The organism is Methanohalobium sp., assembly GCF_018609725.1.
Lineage (GTDB): Archaea > Halobacteriota > Methanosarcinia > Methanosarcinales > Methanosarcinaceae > Methanohalobium.
The window spans coordinates 1-22,943 of the sequence record NZ_JAHENT010000109.1 but is presented as its reverse complement, the minus strand read 5'-3'; the positions used below and the strand labels follow the sequence as shown (position 1 = coordinate 22,943).

Annotated in this window: 16 protein-coding genes; 5 read left to right on the top strand and 11 right to left on the bottom strand. The window is 39.0% G+C overall.

Translation table 11 applies throughout. The features are described from left to right. Positions 1-21 precede the first annotated feature (21 nt). From QZ276_RS11480 to QZ276_RS07290, 3 genes are all read right to left on the bottom strand, one after another. Positions 22-279, bottom strand: a complete 258-nt coding sequence (locus tag QZ276_RS11480) for a sensor histidine kinase (RefSeq protein ID WP_342765714.1) — start codon at positions 277-279, stop codon at positions 22-24. After that, positions 280-1,365 carry a PAS domain-containing protein gene (locus tag QZ276_RS07295; RefSeq protein WP_292486677.1) on the bottom strand — a complete coding sequence of 362 codons (1,086 nt, stop codon included), beginning with the start codon at positions 1,363-1,365 and terminating at the stop codon, positions 280-282. A 297-nt stretch (positions 1,366-1,662) separates the two neighbouring features. Further along, the gene (locus QZ276_RS07290) at positions 1,663-2,013 is read right to left on the bottom strand and encodes a cupin domain-containing protein (RefSeq protein WP_292486675.1); all 351 of its coding nucleotides are present in this window, start codon (positions 2,011-2,013) and stop codon (positions 1,663-1,665) included. Between the two features lie 207 nt (positions 2,014-2,220). Between QZ276_RS07290 and QZ276_RS07285 the strand changes: the two genes are divergently transcribed. The 3 genes from QZ276_RS07285 to QZ276_RS07275 are packed head-to-tail and all read left to right on the top strand — an operon-like array spanning position 2,221 to position 6,048. Then, on the top strand, positions 2,221-3,609 hold the full coding sequence (locus QZ276_RS07285; RefSeq protein ID WP_292486672.1) for an aspartate ammonia-lyase: 1,389 nt from the start codon (positions 2,221-2,223) through the stop codon (positions 3,607-3,609). Further along, entirely contained in the window at positions 3,606-5,282 is a 1,677-nt protein-coding gene (locus QZ276_RS07280) for an FAD-dependent oxidoreductase (RefSeq protein WP_292486670.1), read from the top strand. Before QZ276_RS07285 ends, QZ276_RS07280 begins: the two co-directional genes overlap by 4 nt. 13 nt (positions 5,283-5,295) lie before the next feature. Then, entirely contained in the window at positions 5,296-6,048 is a 753-nt protein-coding gene (locus tag QZ276_RS07275) for a succinate dehydrogenase/fumarate reductase iron-sulfur subunit (RefSeq protein ID WP_292486668.1), read from the top strand. Positions 6,049-6,064: 16 nt separating this feature from the next. Here the strand turns inward: QZ276_RS07275 and QZ276_RS07270 are convergent, their stop codons facing one another. The 8 genes from QZ276_RS07270 to hdrA2 form a co-directional block, all read right to left on the bottom strand. Beyond that, complete coding sequence (locus QZ276_RS07270; protein ID WP_292486667.1) at positions 6,065-8,728, bottom strand: HAD-IC family P-type ATPase; 2,664 nt, start codon at positions 8,726-8,728, stop codon at positions 6,065-6,067. Positions 8,729-8,775: 47 nt separating this feature from the next. Next, complete coding sequence (locus QZ276_RS07265) at positions 8,776-9,354, bottom strand: diacylglycerol/polyprenol kinase family protein (protein WP_292486665.1); 579 nt, start codon at positions 9,352-9,354, stop codon at positions 8,776-8,778. 77 nt (positions 9,355-9,431) lie between these two features. Further along, positions 9,432-10,619 (bottom strand): argininosuccinate synthase, encoded by a 1,188-nt coding sequence (locus QZ276_RS07260; protein WP_292486663.1) that lies wholly within the window; start codon positions 10,617-10,619, stop codon positions 9,432-9,434. A 6-nt stretch (positions 10,620-10,625) separates the two neighbouring features. Continuing rightward, positions 10,626-13,853 (bottom strand): carbamoyl-phosphate synthase large subunit, encoded by a 3,228-nt coding sequence (gene carB, locus QZ276_RS07255; RefSeq protein WP_292486707.1) that lies wholly within the window; start codon positions 13,851-13,853, stop codon positions 10,626-10,628. Next, complete coding sequence (carA, locus tag QZ276_RS07250) at positions 13,853-14,950, bottom strand: glutamine-hydrolyzing carbamoyl-phosphate synthase small subunit (RefSeq protein WP_292486704.1); 1,098 nt, start codon at positions 14,948-14,950, stop codon at positions 13,853-13,855. The genes carB and carA overlap by 1 nt, the downstream gene beginning before the upstream one ends. A gap of 174 nt (positions 14,951-15,124) precedes the next feature. Next, positions 15,125-17,029 (bottom strand): Glu-tRNA(Gln) amidotransferase subunit GatE, encoded by a 1,905-nt coding sequence (gene gatE / locus QZ276_RS07245; protein WP_292486661.1) that lies wholly within the window; start codon positions 17,027-17,029, stop codon positions 15,125-15,127. Between the two features lie 57 nt (positions 17,030-17,086). After that, positions 17,087-18,436, bottom strand: a complete 1,350-nt coding sequence (locus tag QZ276_RS07240) for a 4Fe-4S binding protein (protein ID WP_292486659.1) — start codon at positions 18,434-18,436, stop codon at positions 17,087-17,089. Beyond that, positions 18,417-20,786 (bottom strand): CoB-CoM heterodisulfide reductase HdrA2, encoded by a 2,370-nt coding sequence (gene hdrA2 / locus QZ276_RS07235; RefSeq protein ID WP_292486657.1) that lies wholly within the window; start codon positions 20,784-20,786, stop codon positions 18,417-18,419. The genes QZ276_RS07240 and hdrA2 overlap by 20 nt, the downstream gene beginning before the upstream one ends. Positions 20,787-21,219: 433 nt before the next feature. Here hdrA2 and mtbC point away from each other — a divergent pair, with 433 nt between their 5' ends. Then, the gene (gene mtbC / locus QZ276_RS07230) at positions 21,220-21,873 is read left to right on the top strand and encodes a dimethylamine corrinoid protein MtbC (RefSeq protein WP_292486702.1); all 654 of its coding nucleotides are present in this window, start codon (positions 21,220-21,222) and stop codon (positions 21,871-21,873) included. Between the two features lie 22 nt (positions 21,874-21,895). Continuing rightward, on the top strand, positions 21,896-22,943 hold a 1,048-nt coding region (mtbB, locus tag QZ276_RS07225; RefSeq protein ID WP_292486655.1), incomplete at its 3' end, for a [dimethylamine--corrinoid protein] Co-methyltransferase.

The window sequence follows — 22,943 nt, the reverse complement described above, 5'->3', positions numbered from 1 at the left end:
ACAAACTAATGGAATAATCAATTAACCGCTGAATTCGATAATAAACATTGTACCATTATCTGAATATATATCAAAACAACCATTAATCTGATCCACTAAACTGCTCACAAGCTGAAAACCAAGAGTTTCTGAATCTCTAATATCTATATTTTCAGATAAACCCCTGCCATTATCGGCTATAATCAGTGTATGACATCCTTTGTAATTTTTATAGAGTTGAATATCTACTTTGCCATATTCACCTTCAGGGAAAGCATATTTTAAAGAATTAGAAACAATTTAATTAATTAGCATCCCGAGCGGTATGATAATATCAATTCCAAAATAGCAATTCTGGACATCTATATTTAGGTCAATCTTGTTCTTATTATACAGGTTTGTCAGATAACTTACAAGCTCTTTAATATAATCTTTTGAATTTAGGTTGTCTAAATTATTTGTCTGATACAGTTTCTGATGCAAGAAAGACATTGATATAACACGGTTTTGTGTATCTTTAAAAGCTTCAACCACATCTTCATCTTCAAATTTTTCTGATTGAAGATTGAGCAAACTGGAAATCACCTGGAGGTTATTTTTAATCCTGTGGTGGAGTTCTTTTTCTCTTGTAATTTTTGAATCTTTTATTTTGTTTGCATATTCCCGAATATTTTCTTCTCTCTTGACTTTATCTGTTATATCTAAAATAACGCCTGTCAATCTTTCTGAATTTCCTGAATCATCTTTTTTAGTTATTTTTCCTTTGTCAAGTAACCACAACCATTTTCCAGAGTTATCCTTAAAACGGTATTCACTTTCGAAAACAGTTGTTCTCCCATCGTAATAATCATTTAACGCTTTTGATACACTATTTACATCATCAGGATGTATTAGATTCCACCATGTCTGTGTATCAAGTACCAATTCTTTATTGCCAAAGCCTAAGAGTTTAGAAAATTGTTTACTGAAATACAACTCTTTATTTTTTATATCACAGTCCCAAACAGCTAAAGAGGCGCTGTTTAAAGCAAGTTCTAATATTTCATCTTTATATTTTAATTTCTCTTCAGTTTCTTTGCGTTCGGTTATATCACGACTATTTAAAACAAAATATTTGATATCACCGTAATCGTCATAGACAATATTGGCACTTGTCTCTAACCAGACATAATGACCGTTTGAGTGGCGGAACCTGCACTCTAATGTTACAGGTTCTAATGTCTGTAGAAATTCAGAATACAGATTTTTAATATAATCTAAATCATCAGGGTGGATAAAATCGAATATATTCCTATCAACTAAATCCTCGAAACTGTACCCAAGATGGGTCCCGTGTGATAGTGAGACATAGACGAAATCACAGTCTTTATCTGTAAGACTGACCATGATAGAGACATCAATGCATCAGTTAACATTAAAAAATTTGCATTAGATAAGCAAAATCTAATAGGAACATAAGCACCTTCGGAACGAGGGGTAGAGCCTGTGGACTTGTTCCCATAAGGGAAAAGGATGAAACAGGAAGCACCTGAGTCTTTAGCTCAGGTGTAGTTCACGGCATTTATTTTAGGTTAGTGGGTTTATAACACTATAGAAAATATTGTCTTTTGAAAAGTCCAGATAGTGTGCAACTAATTTTGCAAAAAAAAATTAAACTATATTAGAGAAAAATTTTAATATAGTTTATAAGTCAGCGTCGACTAAATAATTTTCTGATGGTGGTTGTGGAGATATTGTTACATATAGAGTAAGTACATTTTGTCCTGTATTATCAACAGACATCTCCTCAGACCCATCTATTTGTAACAACTCACTTTCATTCATAGATACTGATTCACCATCAACATTAACCATTGCTTCGCCTTTAATTACTTGTAAAAGTACAGTACAATCAAAATGGGTATGTTTGGGCAGTGATTGACCAGATGCTATATTTAATAAGAAAGCCAGTGTATTCTTATCATTGTAAATTACACGCTTTGCAATTTTTCCTTCAGGTTCTACCATATAATCTTTTAATGAAAACTTTTGCATAGAAAAACTCCCTTATTTATCATTTCATTTATCTAATGCAGACTCTTTATAATAATTGTTTGTAAACAGCTGCTCTTTATAACTATCGTTGAAAACTTTAAAACACTCTTATACATTTATAACAGTATTTTAAGGGTAGACAGCAAATATATAATAATGTAACAATATAGGTATTGTTACTATATACAAGGGGTTTTGGGCGTTTTCATGGTACATATAGAACGTGATACATTGGGGGATGTTGAAGTACCTGATGATGTCTATTATGGGCCACAGACTGCACGTGCTGTAATCAATTTCAAAATAAGTAACCATCAATTGCCTTTTGAATTTATCAGGGCTCAAGCTGTAATTAAATGGGCTTCTGCAAAATCCAATATCAGGACGAGCAAATTAAATCCAGAGATAGGAAACGCGATTATTTCTGCTGCATCTGAGGTAAGGGATGGAAAATTAAATGACCAATTTGTAGTGGATGCATTCCAATCGGGTGCAGGAACATCTCAGAATATGAATGCAAACGAGGTTATCGCAAACCGTGCACTGGAGATGTTGGGCTATGAAAAAGGAAGATACGATATAGTTCATCCCAATGACCATGTAAATATGTCCCAGTCATCCAATGATACAACACATACAGCCATCCATATAGCAGCAATGGAATCTCTTAATAGCAGTTTGATACCGGTTCTTAAACAACTCTATAATGATTTTAAAATAAAATCCTCTGAATTCAATAATGTTGTTAAGCCCGGAAGAACGCATCTTCAGGATGCAGTTCCCATTACTCTGGGTCAGGAATTTAGCGGTTATACCAGAATGCTGGAGATGGGTATTAAACGTTTAGATAACTCAATAGACAGACTGGCAGAATTGAACATGGGTGGTACTGCTGTGGGCACAGGATTAAACGCACCTAAAGATTTTGGATATTTTGCGGTAGAAGAAGTAAATCGTATCACAGGTCTTAATTTCAAGTTGGCTGATAATTATTTTGAAGCCACCCAGAGTGCAGAATCTATCCTTGAACTATCTTCAGCTCTTCGTGGACTTGCTATTAGCCTTATAAAAATAGCAGATGACTTTAGGCTTTTTTCCAGTGGTCCCAGAACAGCTATAGGAGAAATTCGACTTCCAGCGGTACAACCAGGTTCATCTATAATGCCCGGAAAGGTCAATCCTGTAATGGCTGAAATGCTTAACATGGTCTGTTATCAGGTTGTGGGAAATGATACTGCGATAATGATGGCATCCCGGTCGGGACAAATGGATTTGAATGTTTTTACACCAGTTTTGGCACATAACCTGCTCGATTCCATACAGATAATGTCTGGTGGCCTTGAATCATTTAACAACCGGTGTTTAAAAGGAATCACTGCAAACATAAAGCATTGTGAAAATCTGGCAAAATCCAGCTTATCACTTGCAACTGCACTTGCTCCTAAAATTGGATATGAAAAAGCCGCAGAGGTAGCCTATCTGGCTTACAACGAGGGTAAAACAGTACGACAGGTTATACTTGAAAAGGATTTGCTTGTTGAAAGTGAGGTGGATGAATTACTTGACCTTATTAAAATGACAGGTGGGGGAACATGATATATCATGATGTTATTGTTATTGGAGGAGGACTTTCAGGGCTCAGGGCTGCACTTGAGGCGCATAAAAAGGGTGCTGATGTAGCTATAATATCAAAGGTTTCACCTATACGTAGTCATTCGGTGGCTGCACAGGGAGGTATCAATGCTTCTCTGGGTGCTGATGATAGCTGGAAAGCTCATGCATGGGATACTGTAAAAGGCAGTGACTATCTTGCCGATCAGGATGCAGTGGAAATATTATGTAAAGAAGCTCCTGAGATAGTACTTGAGATGGATAATTGGGGTACTTCTTTCTCAAGAACTCAAGATGGCAAAATAGCCCAGCGACCGTTTGGAGGAGCGGGGTTTCCAAGAACATGCTATGCTGGGGATAAAACCGGGCATAATCTATTGTATACTTTACAAGAACAAGTTCTAAAAGCAGGAATCAAAGTTTATCCTGAGTGGATGGTTACCAGATTGGTTACAGATGGCGGTAGATGTACCGGATTTGTAGCAATCAATATATTCAATTCAGAACCTGACGTGTTTAAAGCAAAAATAACAGTTATTGCTACAGGTGGATATGGGAGAATCTACAAACGCTCTACAAATTCTATTATCAACAGGGGTTTTGGTATAGGTCTGGCTTACAGAGCAGGTGTGCCTCTACAGGATATGGAATTTGTACAGTTCCATCCCACAACATTATGGGATTCCAATATACTGATTACTGAAGGTGTTCGGGGAGAAGGTGGTTATCTTTACAATAAAAACCATCAACGCTTTATGAAATCCTATGCTCCAGAATCCATAGAACTGGCGCCAAGAGATATAGTAGCAAGAGCCATACAGACTGAAATCAATGAAGGAAGAGGCATCTCTAACGAGTACGTTTATCTTGATATTACACATCTTGACCCGCAGTTAATAAAGGAGAGATTGAGCGGTATACGTGAAATTTCAATGGATTTCGCAGGAGTAGACCCCGTAAAAAAACCGATTCCTGTACAGCCCGGTCAGCATTATTCTATGGGAGGTATTTTATCGAGTATAAATGGAAAAACACCTATGGATGGATTGTATGCTGTGGGTGAATGTGCCTGTATAAGTGTTCACGGTGCAAACAGGCTTGGTGGTAATTCACTTCTTGACACCCTTGTTTTCGGTAAAAGAGCAGGTCAACATGCTGCAGAATCGATACAGGATAAAGATATACCCCAAGATGAAAATCTTATTAAGGAACTTGAAAATGAGAAACGTTTCCTCTCAGATTTGTTTGGTGAATCCGGTGAAAATTTTGCTACTGTCAGAAATGAATTAAAAAATATTATGCAGGAAAAGGTGGGTGTATTCAGAAACCATGAAAACCTTGAACATGCAATAGAAGACCTTAAAAATCTAAAATACAGGGCTCAAAAAATCAAAGTAAAGAGCAGAGCTAAATCTTTCAATCTGGAGCTTCTGGACGCAATTGAACTGAAAAGAATGGTAGATATCGCACATGTTATAGCCACCGGAGCACTGGCAAGACAGGAGAGCAGAGGAGCTCATTACCGTACTGATTTTATTGAAAGGGACGATAACAACTGGAAAAAACATACGATTGCTTACTACACTCCCCAAGGTCCCAGATTGGAATACAAGGATGTAACAATAACAAGTTTCTATTCAGAAAAGAGGGAGTATTAAACTGGGGTACAATATGGTTACTTTAAACATCAAACGTCAGGAAGATGATAAAATCTGGTATGATACATTCCATGTGGAAGAAAAACCTGGAATGAATGTTTTGGAAGCATTATTTGAAATACAAGAAAAATTGGATGGGAGTCTTTGTTTCAGGTTCGCCTGCAGGGGTGCAGTATGTGGTAGTTGTGCCATGCTTATAAATAAAGTGCCTCGACTTGCCTGTAAAAAACTGGTAGGGGATGTTAAAAAAGAGGATATATCCAGTCTGAAATCCGACCAGATTCTCACCTCTCCTCAATCCAGTAAAGAATCAAATGATAGGGTGTTGATTGAACCGTTACCCAATCTCGGAGTAATACGAGACCTTGTTGTTGATATGGAGCATTTCTACAGTCTTGTGGATTCAGTGCAACCTTGGATAACGGCAGAAGAAAATTATGATAAAAAACATCTGATAGAGCCAGCAACCCAGAAAAAATTGGAAAAATATACTAATTGTATCCTGTGTGCGGTATGTCATGGTATATGTCCGGCTGCAACAAGAGATGATAAATATTTAAGCCCTGCAGGGCTTGCCAGAGCATGGAGATTTCAGTTAGACCCGAGGGAGTTAGAAAAAAGCAAACTTCAACGGTATAATATCGTGGATTCTCCATCAGGTGTATGGGGTTGTGATTTGGTATATAAATGTGTTGCAGTTTGTCCCAAAAAAGTACCACCAACCAAAGCAATTAAACAAATGCGCAGGCAAATATCTGAAAAATAAAAGACTATAGGTTTTGTTAAGTATTTCTTTTTTCTATCCATCTATATATATACTTTTCCAATTCTATGATAAAGAACACAACAATTGCTACTGTTATAATCCACGACCAGTTGTACAATCCAATAGGTGCAGTATCAAATATCAGGTTCATGAATGGGTGATAAGTTAGCAGCATCTGAAGTCCGATAACACCCCCTATTCCTATAAGCATATATTTGTTGGAAAACAGCTCATCAAATACATAACCATGAAGGGATTTGATATTGAACAGATAGGATATCTGAATAAATACAATGGTGTTTAGTGCTGTAGTTCGTGCTGCAGGTAATTCATTACTGGAAAACATCTCCAGAGTAAACAGGAAGAATGCAGCAGAAACCATCAGTATAGACACAAATCCGATTCTTTTTTTTATGAATTGTGTTAAAAGAGGTTCTCCTGTGGGTCGTGGTGGATAATCCAGCAGACCTTTTGCTCGAGGTTCAGCAGATATGGTAACACCGAGTCCGATAGTAGTTATAGTGTTTATCCAGAGTATGTGCAGCGGAAGTAACGGTAGAGTGATACCAAGAATAATAGCCGATACAACGGTAAGTGCTTGACCTCCATTGGTAGGCAGCATCCATATAATCAGTTTCTGGATTTTGTTGTATACATCACGTCCTTCTTCGACAGCTGCTACTATAGATGCAAAGTTGTCATCTACAAGAACCATGTCAGAAGCTTCACGTGCAACCTCTGTACCTGATGCACCCATGGATATACCGATATCCGCATTTTTCAGGGCTGGAGCATCATTTATACCGTCTCCTGTTACCGCTATAATGTCCCCCTCAGATTTTAGAAGCTTTACAATTCTTGACTTGTGCTCTGGAGATGTTCTGGCAAAAACAGAAACGTTTTTAAGCGTATCTTTTAACTGTTCATCGGTCATATCATCAATATCACTGCCGGAAACTGCTTTTTCTGTTTCGATTCCGAGTTGCCGGGCTATTGAGTGGGCTGTTAATGTATGGTCTCCAGTAATCATGATAACCCGGATACCAGCAGTTTTGCATTTATTGATTGATTCCTTGACTTCTTCTCTGGGCGGGTCTATGATACCCTGTAATCCGAGGAATACCAGATCATCAAGGTCTGAATAATCGATTCTCTCTCTGTCCTTTTCTACTTTCATATATGCCATTCCAATGACACGAAGTCCCTGGGTAGCCATTTTCTCTGAACTTTTTTTAATCTCGGACAGTGCATTGACATCAATATCAATCTCGTTTTTACCATCGAATTTGTGCTGGGACAGTTCCATTATTTTTTCAGGTGATCCTTTTACATAGATTATCCTATTCCCTTCTGAATCTTCATTTAGAGTAGCCATGATGCGTTTTCCCGATTCGAAGGGTATAACATCCAACCTTGGAATGTAGAACTTACCGGCTTTGAGAGCAGACACCATTAAAGCTCCCTCTGTAGGGTCACCAACCACATCTCCATCTTTAAATGAAGCATCATTGCACAAATAACCGGTTTTCAGAGTTTCCAGCAACACTAGGTCATTTTTTGGATCAACGTTTTCATTGTCCAGAATGAAATTTCCTTTTGATGAATATCCTGAGCCAGTAACATTGTAAGTTGTACCTGTTGCGGTATAGATTTCTGTAACAGTCATCTGGTTCTTGGTTAAAGTTCCTGTTTTATCCGAACATATGACAGTAGCCGAACCCAGTGTTTCTACAGCAGGAAGGCTTCGGATTATGGAATTACGCGATGCCATTGCTTTAATACCGATGGCAAAAGAAATAGTAATGGTTGCAGGCAGGCCTTCTGGTATTGCAGCAACTGCAAGGCTAACTGCCGCAAGGAACGTCTCAACTGCATCAAAACCCTGCAATAATCCTATAAAAAAGACAAATACAGATATTACAAGAATGGCAACCGAGAGAAAAACTCCAAACCTTGCTATTTTTTGGACAAGTGGTGTTGAGATTTCTTCACTCTCTCTTATAGATTGGGATATTTTTCCGATTTCAGTATCTTCACCAGTGGCTATTACTACACCACGTCCAAGACCTTCGCTTACAAACGTCCCTGCAAATGACAGATTTATCTGGTCGCCAAGCGGGATGCTGTCTTCATCAATTGCTCTGGTTTTTTTTTCAACAGGTACGGATTCACCGGTTAGAGGAGATTCATCAACTCTCAGGTTTTTTACATAAAAAAGTCTAATATCGGCAGGTATTCTGCTACCTGATTCCAATATGACTACATCTCCCACTACAAGTTCTTTACTGGGAATTACCTTTCTCTGACCGTCTCTTATGACAGTAGCTTCAGGTACAAGCATTTTGGACAATGATTCAAGAGCATTTTCAGCTTTACTCTCCTGAATATAGCCAATGATGGAGTTTGCAATAACAACACTTAATATAACAGCAGTGTCAATGTATTTTTCAAGGAAAAATGTAATTATTGCAGCAGCCATAAGGATATATATCAGTGGGCTGGCGAACTGTTTTAAAAATTTGTAAATCTCACTATGTTCTTTTTTTGCTTCTACTTCATTGTATCCGTCAGTAGAAAGTCTTTTTTTTGCCTCAGACTGTTCAAGACCGTCTCTACTGCTCTCCAGTTTTTCAAATACCTCAACATAATCTGAATGATACCACTTATTCCCCCCACTCATAAAATATAACATCGATTTGTAGATACTAATAAGTTTTTATCCACTGGTTAAAAAACTAAATATAACAAAATTTCACCGGTTATACCGGAAAACATTGGTATCATTAAGTTATCATCTATCCTTACCACAGTGGTCTCAACGACAGTAGCAACAAATGCCATTCCCACAGCTATTATCCAGTTACCGGTAAAAGCAAACCCTATTGCCAGGTCAACCACAAACTCGGAAGTACTTCCTTCCAGTGATTTATCATTATATGGAAGTTTTGTATTTCCAAATGTTTTGCCTACAAGAGCCGCACATAAATCACCCAGAGTTGTCATAAGAATACAGGCAAAAGCGACCTGTTTACTAAACATCGCAATGGATATAATAGCACCAATAGTAAGAAATACATGTCCTCCAAGGTGATTTTTTTCACTGTTACGATATAAAACATGTAACATTGGAAGTTTTATGGATTTTTCAATCCGGATGTATTCAAGTACAAGGAAAAAAACCAGAGATACAAGCAGAAGTATAAGAACTATCTGTTTACCAAGAAATGCATAAATTACAATAATAAGAACAGATATAAGATGAATAACTTTTCTCAAGTACTCCTTAAAAAGTTTTCTTTGAATCATTTGATTCGGGATAAAATATGATTTAACCTTATAAAAATAGTAATGATACAAAAATAAGAAAGGAGAAGTATAGTGAATTATTTCTCTACAAATTTTTTGTATAGGCGGGACTGGAATCCATAATATTTAGCAAACCCTTCAGCATCCTTCTGATCAATGGTTTTGCTGTCAAAGGATACAAATTCTTCTGAATACAATGCATATGGTGAACTTCGAGCCAGAACACTGACATTGCCTTTGTGCAGTTTTACTATTACTTTTCCTGTAACACGTTCCTGTGTTTTGTTAATGAATTCATTGAGGTCTGTATATAAAGGCTCATCAACAAGTCCATAATATGCAAGTTCTGACCACTGGGAATCGACATCAGTCTTAAACCTGAGTTCTGAACGGGTAAGTACCAGTTTTTCCAGATCCTGATGAGCTGTCAGGAGTACGGTTGCTGCAGGATGTTCATAATTTTCTCTGGCTTTTAAACCAAGAACCCGGTCTTCTATCATGTCAGTCCTGCCTATACCGTGTGAGCCAGCGATATTGTTTAGTTGTTGTATGAGTTTAACTCCATCTATCTCATTTCCGTCAAGGGACACAGGGACACCATTATCGAATCCGATTACCATCGCCTGTGCTTCAGGAGCATCATCCGGTGATACTGTCCAGCTGTAGATTTCCTGTGGAGGAGCACATGAAGGGTCTTCAAGTTTTCCACCTTCTATACTCCGGCTCCATATGTTCTCATCTATGCTCCACGGTTCACCGGTAGTAACAGAGACAGGTATCCCATGTTTTTTTGCGTATTCAATTTCCCATTCGCGGGTGAGATTCATATCCCGCATAGGAGCAATCACTTCAAGGTCGGTTAGCCTGAAAATCGCTTCAAAGCGGAGCTGGTCATTGCCTTTGCCAGTGCATCCATGGGAAAGAGCACTTGCTTTTTCTTTTTCAGCAACTTCCACCACTTTTTTGGCAATCAATGGACGTGCAACAGATGTACCCATTACATATCCTTCATAATCACCGTTTGCTTTGATAAGCGGGAAGATATAGTCATTGACAAACTCTTTTCTGGCATCAATTGTATAATGTTTGTCACTGATTTTTTCAGCCTTTTCATCTGCTTCTTTAATCTCTTCCTCGGGCTGTCCAACATTTACTGCAACTGTTATAACTTCATCATAGCCGTATTCTTCTTTTAAAAGAGGGATACATACTGATGTATCAAGTCCTCCTGAATACGCTAAAACTACTTTTTTTGGCTCTGGCATATTAAATCAACCCTGTGTTACCTCTTCATGGTATTCATTAATCGACTTTATAGTAATGTCATTGTTCTTCATAGCTTCGATAGCTTCTGCTGCAGCAATAGCTGCCTGGATGGTTGTTATATAGGGCACTTTAAAATCAACCGCTGCTCTGCGTATTTGATAACCGTCTTTTCTGGATTGTTTGCTTGTAGGTGTGTTAATGATAAGAGATACTTCATCTCTTCTCATCATGTCGATTACGTTTGGACTTCCATCATGCACTTTCTTGACGGATTCTACAATTATTCCATGTTCTGCCAGATAATTGGCAGTTCCGTGAGTACCCATGAGTTCGATACCTGCGTCCTGCATCTTACGAGCAACGTTTACAATCTTTTCTTTATCCTCATCTCGGATTGATAGGAACACTTTTCCAGTTTGGGGTAATAGATTGTCTGCACTCAACTGGGCTTTGAAGAAAGCACGTCCAAAATTGTAGTCCACACCCATAACTTCACCAGTACTCTTCATTTCAGGGCCAAGAACAGGGTCGACACCTGGCAGTTTATCAAATGGCAGGACAACTTCTTTAACTGAAATATGTTTTACATCTGGTTCTTTGTCCAGTGCATACCCGAGATCTTTCAGTTTATGACCCATAATGACCTGTGCCGCTATTTTTGCAAGTGGTATACCTACAGCTTTTGATACAAAAGGTATTGTTCGGCTGGAACGCGGATTTGCTTCAAGAACATAGACTTCTCCGTCTCTTTTTGCCATCTGTATGTTAATCAGTCCTTTGACATCGAGTGACAGTGCTATTTTGCGGGTATAGTCACGGACGATTTCCAATGTTTCTTCAGAAAGACTCTGTGGTGGTATAACACATGCAGAATCTCCTGAATGCACCCCTGCTTCTTCAATGTGCTCCATTATCGCACCGATGAGTACATTTTCACCATCACATACAGCATCCACGTCGATTTCAACCGCTCCTTCAAGGAAGTCATCGATTAAAATCGGGTTATCCTTTGAAACACAGACAGATTCCCTGAGATACCTTTTCAGTTCTTCCTCATCGTATACAATCTCCATCGCCCTTCCACCGAGCACATATGAAGGTCTTACAAGGACAGGATAACCGATTTCTGTAGCAAAGTTTATCGCTTCTCCCTGTGAAAGAGCATATTTACCATCTGGCTGATTAATACCGAGTTCTTTCATAAGGGCATAAAATTTGTCTCTGTCTTCTGCAGTATCGATTTTATCGGGAGAGGTTCCAAATATTTTAGTTTTTAAATCATTCCTGCGTTCAAGTTCATGCTGTAGTGGTATGGAAATATTAACGGAAGTCTGACCACCAAATTGAACCAGTACACCGTCAGGTTGCTCTTTTTCTATAACATTCACCACATCTTCCAATGTCAGAGGTTCAAAGAACAGTTTATCAGAGGTATCATAATCTGTAGACACTGTTTCAGGATTGTTATTGATAATATGTGATTCGATGTTTTCTTCACTGATAGCAGATACAGCATGTACTGTACAGTAATCAAATTCAATACCCTGACCAATACGAATGGGACCCGAACCAAGTATCAGTATCTTTTTGTTATCGGTGGGTTCGGATTCACACATGGTTTCATAGGATGAATAATAATAGGGTGTTACAGCAGCAAATTCTGCAGCACAGGTATCCACCATTTTGTAGGTGGTCTTAATTTGATTGTCTTTTCTGGCATCTCCGATTTCTTCTTCTGTTTTGTCTGTCAATTCTGCAATCCGTGAATCAGTAATTCCCAAACGTTTTGAATCACATAGATAATTCAAAGGGACTTCATTTGATTCTGCATATTCCTGTAGCGATTTTTCTATATCTACAATATTTTTGATTTTCCAGAGGAAGAAAGTGCTAATACCTGTGAATTGATTGATGGCTTCTACTGTATATCCGCTCCTTAAAGCCTGGAAAATAACAAACAATCGGTTGCTTGTGGGGGTTTTTAGAAGAGTGATAATTTCATTTTCATCCCATGTAACCCTGGTTTGTATGTCTATATCAAGGGAACGGATGGCTTTCAACATAGATTCTTCAATCGTTCTACCTATGGCCATTACTTCACCGGTACTCTTCATGGATGTTGAAAGGGTTTTATCTGCTGTAACAAATTTATCAAAAGGCCACCTTGGAATCTTTGTGACAACATAATCAATAGTTGGTTCAAAGGAAGCAGGTGTCTTTTTGGTTACATCGTTTGGTATTTCATCAAGTGTCATTCCAATGGCGATTTTTGCAGTAACTCTTGCAATGGGATAACCAGTTGCTTTGGATGCAAGTGCAGAAGAACGTGATACACGGGGGTTAACTTCAACTACCCTGTAGTCTCCATCTTTAACTGCAAACTGGATGTTACAGCCACCTTCAATTCCGAAAGATCGGATAATATTTATCGCTGAAGAACGAAGCATCTGATGTTCTTCATCGCTAAGTGTCTGGGACGGTGTTACCACAATGGATTCGCCTGTATGAATACCCATAGGGTCGAAGTTTTCCATGTTACAGATAATAACACAGGTATCGTTTGAATCGCGCATGACCTCGTATTCATATTCCTTCCATCCGAGTACGCTTTCTTCAACCAGTACCTGATGGATTCGACTCCTTCTAAGCCCTCTTTCAACGATTTCAAAAAGCTGTTCCTTGGTGTGGGCGATACCACCGCCTGCACCACCCAGAGTATAGGCAGGTCTGACAATCAGCGGCAGTCCGAGCTCATCAATCATTTCTTCTGCTTCTTTTAGGGAAGAAATTGCTTTACTCTGTGGAACTTTTTCACCAATATCTCCCATTTTCTCTTTAAAAAGTTCTCTGTCTTCAGTATTGGTTATTGCATCAAGAGGAGTTCCCAGAAGTTTGACATTGTATTTTTCAAGTGCACCAAGATCGGATAATTCACTTGTAACATTTAACCCGGTTTGTCCTCCAAGACCTGCTATGATGCCGTCAGGACGTTCTCTTTCTATAATTTTTTCTACAACTCTGGGTTCAAGTGGTTCAATGTAGACTGAATCCGCCATTTCTGGGTCTGTCATTATAGTGGCGGGGTTTGAGTTTACAAGTACAACGTCAATACCTTCTTCTCTTAAAGCCCTACAAGCCTGGCTTCCGGAGAAATCAAATTCAGCCGCTTGACCTATGGTGATTGGACCTGAGCCTATAAGTAAAACTTTTTTGATGTCGTCCTGTTTCGGCATCATAGATCACCTCCTATGGTCTTAACAACCCTGTCAAAAAACAGTTTTTCAGTATCCCATGGACCCGGATTTGCCTCTGGATGATACTGGACACTGTATATATCAAGATATTCATGAGCCACTCCTTCAACAGTATTATCATTGGCATTAACCTGTGTGACAGAAAGGTCAGTGGCATCAAGAGATTGTCCATCTACTGCAAAACCATGATTTTGTGATGTGATATACACTTTACCGGTTTCAAGGTCTTTTACCGGCTGGTTTGCTCCTCTGTGGCCGAATTTAAGTTTATAGGTATTTGCACCAAGAGCAAGAGATATTATCTGGTTTCCAAAACAGATTCCGATTATTGGAAGTTTTCCAGCAAATTCATTAACTGCTGATATTGCACCTTTTGCTTGCAAAGGGTCACCGGGTCCGTTGGTAAGGAAAATAAAATCAGGTTCATAGGCTTCAATCATTGAGGTGGATGTGTTTGCAGGGACTACTGTAACATCGATACCTCGAGCCAAAAGACTTGAAAGGATATTTCTTTTCAGACCAAGGTCGATGACAACAGCATGTTTTGATTTACCAAAAACCGACTTTTCACTTTTAATATGATATGGTTCCTGGCAGGTAACTTTGGATATCAAATCCACATCTGATATATAGGGTTGTTTACGTGCAAGATTTACTGCTTCATCACCGTCATCGCTTCCGTTTATAAGTGCTGCACGCATTGCACCTGTTTCTCTTGTTTTTATGGTAAGCATTCGGGTATCTACTCCTGCAATACCCGGTACCCCTTCATCCTGCAATAGTTGGTTATAATTTCTTGTAGATTTATAATGATAAGGACTGCTACATGCCTCTCTGACAACAATTCCGTCGGTCTGTATATTCTCAGACTGGAAATTTTCACCGCTTACACCATAGTTACCTATCAAGGGATAGGTGAACATCAATATCTGACCTTTATATGAAGGGTCTGTCATCGCTTCTTCATATCCGGTGTAGAGAGTTGTAAAAACAAGTTCACCACTGACTGCACCTTCACTGCCAATTCCAGTGCCTTTTACGATTGTACCGTCTTCTAATCCTAATACTGCATCCATCATTAGAACCTGCCATTAAATGTAAAGAATAGCTTATAAGTATTGTGCTGGAAATATATTTTCCAGACCCGTATTATTTCATACAATATATATTTGATTGAATACTTGACAAAATTCCCTGAAACAGAAGTAAACATGGGTTTAAACTAATTAATTTTAAAACTTACCGATTAATTATTGTTGGCTGAGGTATTCCTCGATTTTTTGTTTTAATATGCTGCTCACCTGTTTTCCATCAGCTTTGCCGCGAAACTCACCCATAACTACACCCATAAGGGGTCCAACAGCATCTAAACCTTTTTCCTGTACAAACTCCTCTCTGTTATCAATAACTTCATCTACAAATTTTTCAATTTCTGATGTATCAACACCTGTTAATCCAAGTTCGGATGCAGCATTTTCAGCACTCAATTCGGGATTATCTGCAAGTTTTTTCAGTATTTCTTCAATTCCCTCTTTTGCAGTTTTTCCATCTTCAACAAGTTCAAACAACTGGAAAAAATGTTCATCTTTTATGCTGTCAACCTCTACACCTTCTCTTCTAAGTTCGGGTACTGTACCGGTTAGAGTTCTTGCTACTATCGTGGCATTTATATTTGAACTATACTTAAACGTCCGCATTATATCTTCAAACAGAGGCAAATCCTTTGACTGGACAACTTTTTCCGCAAGTTCCTGATTCAATCCAAATTCCTGTTTAAACCGGTTTATCTTATCACTTAACAGTTCGGGCATTTCAATGGATTCAAAATATTCTCTGGATATTTCGACTTGAGGAACGTCGGTTTCAGGATACATACGTGCAGCACCGGGAAGAGGTCTCATGTATGAGTTATTTCCATCAGGTAATGCTTTACGAGTTTCTTCCGGTACACCTTCAAGAGCTTCTTTAGCACGCTGGATAACGCTTTCTATTGCACTAAAGGAGCGTTTCTCATTGTCAGAGACAAGAACTACAGCATCATTATCTCCTGCATCTACGTATTCACAAAGAGACTCAATTTCATCTTCTGTTATGCCGTAATTTGGAAGTTCATCTGTATGGAAAATTCCACCTACACCTGATGTTTTTGCACGGTCTGAAAACTCAGTACCAAGACGTCTACCGGGCTGGATTTCTTTTCCTATAAATCCTGCAAATCCCGGTAAAACTCCTGCAATTACTTTTCCTTTTTTAAGAGCTTTTTTTATTATCTTGGATTGTGTATCTGCAAAAACCTCTGACACATCATACATATTTTCATTAACATGGGCTCCTTTTTGCAGGAGTTCATCCCTTATTTTTATCAAATTAATCTGCCTTTCAACTTCATTTTCAACAATGGATTCTATTTGTTCAAGCGATTGAACTCCTTTTATTTCGATACGTGCCCCTTTTGCTATGGATATATTAACATCCTGACGGATTGTTCCCAATCCTCTTTTAACCTTTCCTGTTGACCTTAAAAGCATACCTATAAGCTGTGCAGTTTCCCTTGCTTGTTGGGGTGAATGTATATCTGGAGCAGTTCCGATTTCAACAAGCGGAATACCCAGACGATCAAGGGAATATTTTGTAGAATCAGTATTTTGTTCAATTATACGGGCGGATTCTTCTTCAAGACACAGGCTGTCCATACCTACATAACCATTTGAAGTTTCCAGAAACCCACCACTTGCAAGGAAAGCTGTTCTCTGGAATCCGGTGGTGTTGGAACCATCGACTACAATCTTTCGCATGACATGCATCTGGTCAACAGGCTGCATATTCAGAAGCTTTGTGATTGTAAGTGAAGTATTGAGAGCTTCTTTATCAATCTCGTTTGGTGGCTCTTCATCATATTCAACCAGGCATGTGGAATCATAGGCTTTGTAAATGTATTTTCTATTAAGTTTTGATTGTTCAAGTGCTGCAAGGTCAGTTTTACCCATTTCACTGGCAGTCGGACGTATATACCTGAAAAATTCCAGATTTGAATCATTGGTACCTCTTAATTTAGTAGGGCATCTGCAGAACAATTTTTCATGTGTGTCCAGTTGTTGATGAATTTCAAGACCACATTTTAATCCAAGTTTTTCGTAGTCGAATTTTTCACTCATGAATAATATCACACCGTTGATTTTATCCTTTTAAATAAAACAGCCTGTATTAAAATATTATTTACCACTACTCTCCTTTATGTTTTTAAATTTCTTTCTAACTTCTTTTCTGGTTTCTTTTGATGGTTCTTTTTCCCATTTTCGCCTTACATTTATATTTTTAAGTGCCGGTTTTGTGGAGTTTATACGCTCTCTTGCAGCTTTTAACAGCGATTCATCGATTTCTGGAAATTCTACTTCTTCATGCTCTTTTGATGGTTCTTTTTCAACTTCAATTGTACGGGATGTATCCGGATTTTTTCGTTTTGACGTTATCATCGATTCAATAGCATCCTCCCATTGGGAAGCCCATGGAGCACTAGGAATTTTGGTATGATGTACTTGAGTTCTCTTAACACTCATAACGTTTTCAGGACATGCATTTTCACATGCTCCACAATAAATACAGTAATCCTCTTTCATCGCGATGTTTTTGTCTTCTGGAACATACCACAAATGTGCTGGACATACATTAAAACATGCCTGACAACCGTGAGGGTCACAGCGTTTTATATTGTTCTCTTTTAGTGTAATCTCTCCTTCAAACGGTTTTTTGATTTCCACTGCATTATAGGGGCAGACTTCTCTGCACCAGCCGCATCGAGTGCATTTATCCTCATCTATATGCACTCCCCCTTCTATGGCTGGTGGTTCGCAGGGTTTTTTACCTTTCACTTTTATGGCATCTTCTGGACATAGGTCTTGGCACAGCATACAGTAATCGCATTCATCTTCATCTACCATTAACTGTTCAAAGGGTGATGGGTCAGTGGGGCTTGGTTCTTTTTCAAGCATTATAAAGGCATCACAGAAATGCGAACATAAACCGCAAAGGTTGCATTTTTCTGTGTCTATTTCAATTTCACCTTCAGCATTCTCATCAAACGGTGCGATATCCTCTTTTTTAGGTATGTTAAGTTTTACTTCTATTGCGTCTTCAGGACATGATGATTCACAGAGAAGGCACGGGAGGCAGTTTTCATTGATTTTGACATAAGAATCAAATTCAGGGTAGGAATCTTCAGATGGAACATCACCACTTGTTTCCATTTTGAATGCGTTCACAGGACAGAATTTTGAACACATACCACAGAACGTGCATTTTTCTATATCCAATGTAACCGGTGGTGCATCCATTCCTGTAGCAATTTCATGCATGGGTCCAAGTTCAAGTGCTTGAGTAGGGCAAATTTTCACACACAGACCACACCCGGTACAGCGTTTGTAATCATAATCCAGTTTTTTTCTGGATTTTTCAGTTGACTGTATATAGATAAAATGTGAACCCTGAACATCCATGTCCTTTGTTACTGTGATGGGGTCTTCCTGTTCATTCGTGTTTCCGTTTTCATCCGGTGTGTTCTGCATTTGGTGCCTCCAGGATTTCAGAACCTATTGGACCTATTTTTTCCAGTTCCTTAACAAAATTTTCTATGGATTCAGCAAACCTGTTGCATTCAGATGCGGATATCCATTCAACTTTAAGACGGTTAGGGTTTATATCAATCTCTTCCAGCACATCTTTTAGGACGTCCATTCTCTGTTTTGCATTGTAGTTCCCATATACATAATGGCATTCTCCGAGACGGCAACCTGAAACCATGACACCATCAGCACCTTTTTCAAAAGCGGTAAGTACGAATTCTGGGTCTACACGTCCTGCACACATGACTCTGATGACCCTGATGTTTGTAGAATACTGGATGCGAGATGTTCCTGCAAGGTCTGCACAGGCGTAGCTGCACCAGTTACATAGAAAACTTACAATCAAAGGAAATTCATCTTTAACTTCAAGAGCCGCTTCTATCTGGGAATGTATCTGTGCGTCTGTCTGGTTTCGCATATATATGGCATCTTCTGGACATGCTGCACTGCATGAACCGCATCCGTGGCAGGAGAGTTCATCAACTTCCGCTTTATGGTCATAAAGTTTAATTTTTCCGAATTTGCATACATCCTGACAGATGCCGCATCCTGTACATTTATCGGTATCTACAAAAGCACTCATCGGGTCAGTTTCAAGTTCACCCTTGCTCAAAAGCTGCATGGCTTTGGATGCTGCAGCACTGCCTTGAGCGATTGATATCTGTATTTCTTTTGGTCCTGATGCACAACCTGCAATATATACACCATCGATATTGGATTCAACAGGACGCATTTTTGGATGGGACACGGTATAAAATCCGTCCGAACGTGTGCTCAAATTCAGCATACTGGAAATTTTTTCATCTTTATTCGTCTCGAGTCCAACTGAAAGGACTACAAGGTCATAGGTTTCTTCAAAAATATTGTTTTCAAGTGTGTCTTCATACCTGAGAACCGGCTTTCCGCTGTTATCCTCTTGTATTTCAGCGACTTTACCCCTTACAAACTGGATGCCCATTGATTGAGCGTTTGTATAATATTCCTCATACATTTCACCTGATGCTCTTATATCTATATAGTGGAGTCTGATGTCCATTTCTGGATGTCTTTCTTTTAGCAATTGAGCATTTTTTATAGCTGACATACAGCATACTTTTGAACAATAGGGATTTCCTACAGTTTCATCTCTTGAACCGACACAATGTATAAAAGCAACTTTTTGAGGAGTTTCTCTGGTAGAAGGAACTACTACTTTTCCGTGTGTTGGACCTGATGCATTTATCATACGCTCCAGTTCCATATTAGTAATCACATCAGGATATTTGCTGTAGCCGTATTCTTCTTTACGTGAAGCATCAAATACATTGTATCCTGTAGCTACAATAACTGCACCTGTGTTAAAGAAAAATTCTTCTTCTTTTTGTTCATAATCTACAGCATCAGCAGGACATACCTGTCTGCACAATCCACAACCCACACAGTACTCGTCATTGATATATGCACACTGGGGAACAGCCTGAGGGAACGGCATACTTATGGCTTTTATTTTTCCTATACCATAATCAAATGGATTGGATATTTCAACTGGGCATACACTGGAACACTCTTCTATACAGCCCTTACATTTGTCCTCAGAAACATACCTGGGTTTTTTTAATCCTTTTACAATGAAATTTCCTACTGAACCTGTTATTTCGGTTATTTCTGAATTTGTATAAAGTTCTATGTTTGGGTGATTGGATACTTCTGTCATTTTCGGGGCAAGGACACAGATGGAACAATCATTCGTAGGGAAAACTTCATTCAAAAGCGCCATCTTCCCGCCTATACTGGGTTCTTTTTCAACCATATATACATAATAACCTGCATCGGCTAAATTAAGCGCTGCTTCTATCCCGGCTACCCCACCACCGATAACAAGGATATCCCTGTTAATTGGAACCTTTTTTACTTCAAGTGGTTCAAGGTTTTTCAGTTTGGCAACCCCCATTTTGATCTGATCAAAGGCTTTTTGAGTTGCCATTTCTGGATGTTGTTTATGCACCCATGAACATTGTTCCCTGATATTTACAATTTCCAGCAAATATGGGTTTACTCCTGCATTTTCAATTACTTGCTGGAATGTTTTTTCATGTAATTTGGGAGAACATGCTGCTATAAGTACTCTGTCTATATTATGCTCTTTTATATCTTCTATTATTGCATCCTGTCCTGTATCAGAACACATGAACTGTATATCCCTGACAATTTCAATATCTTCAAATTCATTTTTTATTTTGTCCTGCAGGATATCCATATTTATAACATGTGCAATATTTAAACCACAGTGGCATATATATATTCCAATTTTCATGCCCTTGTACTCCGTTATTGATTTAGTATAATTCTTTTAATTAAAAAAGCAGGTTAGAACAAAATGTTAAATAATAAGCTTTGATACATCCTATATTCATTTTCTCTTTTATATACTATACCCTTGAAATCAACTTCAAATAAATAAAAAGTAAACATTTATTAAGGGGACAATAATTCTTATTAAAGCTTATAATTAATTAGTTTTTAATTCAATTTTTTATTTAGAGGAAGTTAAATTCTCAATTTAATTTACATAAATATTCTTACTCTCCTATAAGAAACAAACCTTAAATATAATACTTAACAATGTTTTCTTTTGTTAGGTTTGTGTGGAGTGTGTTAACAGTACATGATTAGGGTTTAGAAGAACTGTTATTACACAACCCTAACTTAGTTTAAATCCCTATTTAGTAAAAAAGGGGGGAGTATCGATAGCAGAAAGAGAAGCATTATTAAAAGAAGTAGCTGATGCTATAATATCCTGCAAGAAGGATAACGTACTGGAAGCGGTAAACAAAGCCAGAGGCGACCTCGAGGCTTCAGACATCATAGAAAACGGCCTTGCAGCCGGCATGAACGAAGTCGGAATGAGGTTTGAGAGAGGTAAACTGTTCTTACCGCATGTGATGATGGCAGCCGAAGCCATGACAGATGCTGTCAAAACACTTGAAGAGGACATGCCTCAGGAATCCAGAGGCAAACCACTTGGTGTAGTTATCAATGGTACAGTAGAAGGAGATGTACACGACATCGGTAAATCCATCGTGTCCACAATGCTGCAGGCATCCGGATTTGAAGTCTATGATATCGGAAGAGATGTACCTGCACAGGACTTTATCGACAAGATAAAAGAATACAACGCCAATGTAGTCGGAATCTCTGCACTCATGACCACAACACTACCGGGACAGAAGGACATCATCGAGCTTCTCAAAGAATCCGGTATGAGAGACGATATCGTTGTCATGGTAGGTGGAGCACCAGCAACCCAGGCATGGGCAGACAAGATAGGTGCCGACATCTATGCAGAAAACGCAAGTATAGCAGTAAACAAGACCAAAGAAAAACTCGGTGCATCCAAATAAATCGACAGGGGGATTGTAAACAATGGCAAAAGGATACAGAATAAGAATGGGAGATTCTACCACAGAATACCATTCCAAAGACAGGATAATGGAAGACATCGAAGCAGGTACAAACGATGCTGCTGAACTTGGTGGAATACCAGCACTCAGCGATGATGACAAAGAAAAAATCGCAGACATCCTGATGTCTCCCCAAAAGATGGTGAGTGTCGATGCAGGTAACGAAGTACCTGTGACCCACGATATCGGTACTTTAAGAATCGATGGAGATCAGGGTAACAGCGGTACCGGAATACCTGCAAGCAGATTGACCGGTGTCATGACCCACGAACGTGCTTTCGGTACCGATACCATGGAACTGGGACACATCGACTACAGTTTCAAACCTGTAAAACCAGTGGTTTCACAGGAATGCCAGACCATGGAAGTTTGCCAGCAGAACATGACCGTTCCACTGATGTATGGTGCAATGCCGAACATGGGGCTCTACTACCAGCCGGACGGTCCGTTCAAGAATCCATCGGATATTATGAGAGAATTCAAGCTCCAGGAAGCCAAGGAGCAGATAGAAGGTGCTGCTGATGAGCTGACCAATGACATGATCTGGACAGTAGATAAACTCTATAAATCTGCTGCAGACGGTGTAAACTTTGATACAATTGCGGCAGCCGGTGATGGAGAATTCTATGCAACCTTGAATGCAATCGAAGCCCTCAGAAAGAGGTTCCCGAACATGTATATCGAAGCTGGAATGGCATCAGAGTCAATACTTGGTATGCATGGAGAATTTGAATACGACGGAACAACACTTGCAGGTCTCTGGCCGCATGAACAGGCACCACTACTTGGTAAGGCTGGTGCGAATTTATTTGGACCTGTTTGTAACACCAGCACTGGCCACAGCACTTCATGGAACCTTGCAAGAGCTGTCACATTTGTAAAGTCAGCAGTTGAATCATCACCAATCCCCTGTCATGTAAACATGGGAATGGGTGTCGGTGGAATACCGATGTTCGAGACACCACCTGTGGATGCAGTGACCAGATGTAGTAAAGCAATGGTCGAGGTAG

Coding starts and splice junctions, on each gene's coding strand:
- carB (WP_292486707.1), bottom strand. CDS start 13,853: ATGCCGAAACAGGACGACATCAAAAAAGTTTTACTTATAGGCTCAGGT.
- QZ276_RS07285 (WP_292486672.1), top strand. CDS start 2,221: ATGGTACATATAGAACGTGATACATTGGGGGATGTTGAAGTACCTGAT.
- carA (WP_292486704.1), bottom strand. CDS start 14,950: ATGGATGCAGTATTAGGATTAGAAGACGGTACAATCGTAAAAGGCACT.
- QZ276_RS07270 (WP_292486667.1), bottom strand. CDS start 8,728: ATGAGTGGGGGGAATAAGTGGTATCATTCAGATTATGTTGAGGTATTT.
- QZ276_RS07275 (WP_292486668.1), top strand. CDS start 5,296: ATGGTTACTTTAAACATCAAACGTCAGGAAGATGATAAAATCTGGTAT.
- hdrA2 (WP_292486657.1), bottom strand. CDS start 20,786: ATGAAAATTGGAATATATATATGCCACTGTGGTTTAAATATTGCACAT.
- QZ276_RS07295 (WP_292486677.1), bottom strand. CDS start 1,365: ATGGTCAGTCTTACAGATAAAGACTGTGATTTCGTCTATGTCTCACTA.
- gatE (WP_292486661.1), bottom strand. CDS start 17,029: ATGAGTGAAAAATTCGACTACGAAAAACTTGGATTAAAATGTGGTCTT.
- QZ276_RS07240 (WP_292486659.1), bottom strand. CDS start 18,436: ATGCAGAACACACCGGATGAAAACGGAAACACGAATGAACAGGAAGAC.
- QZ276_RS07260 (WP_292486663.1), bottom strand. CDS start 10,619: ATGCCAGAGCCAAAAAAAGTAGTTTTAGCGTATTCAGGAGGACTTGAT.
- QZ276_RS07290 (WP_292486675.1), bottom strand. CDS start 2,013: ATGCAAAAGTTTTCATTAAAAGATTATATGGTAGAACCTGAAGGAAAA.
- QZ276_RS07265 (WP_292486665.1), bottom strand. CDS start 9,354: ATGATTCAAAGAAAACTTTTTAAGGAGTACTTGAGAAAAGTTATTCAT.
- QZ276_RS07280 (WP_292486670.1), top strand. CDS start 3,606: ATGATATATCATGATGTTATTGTTATTGGAGGAGGACTTTCAGGGCTC.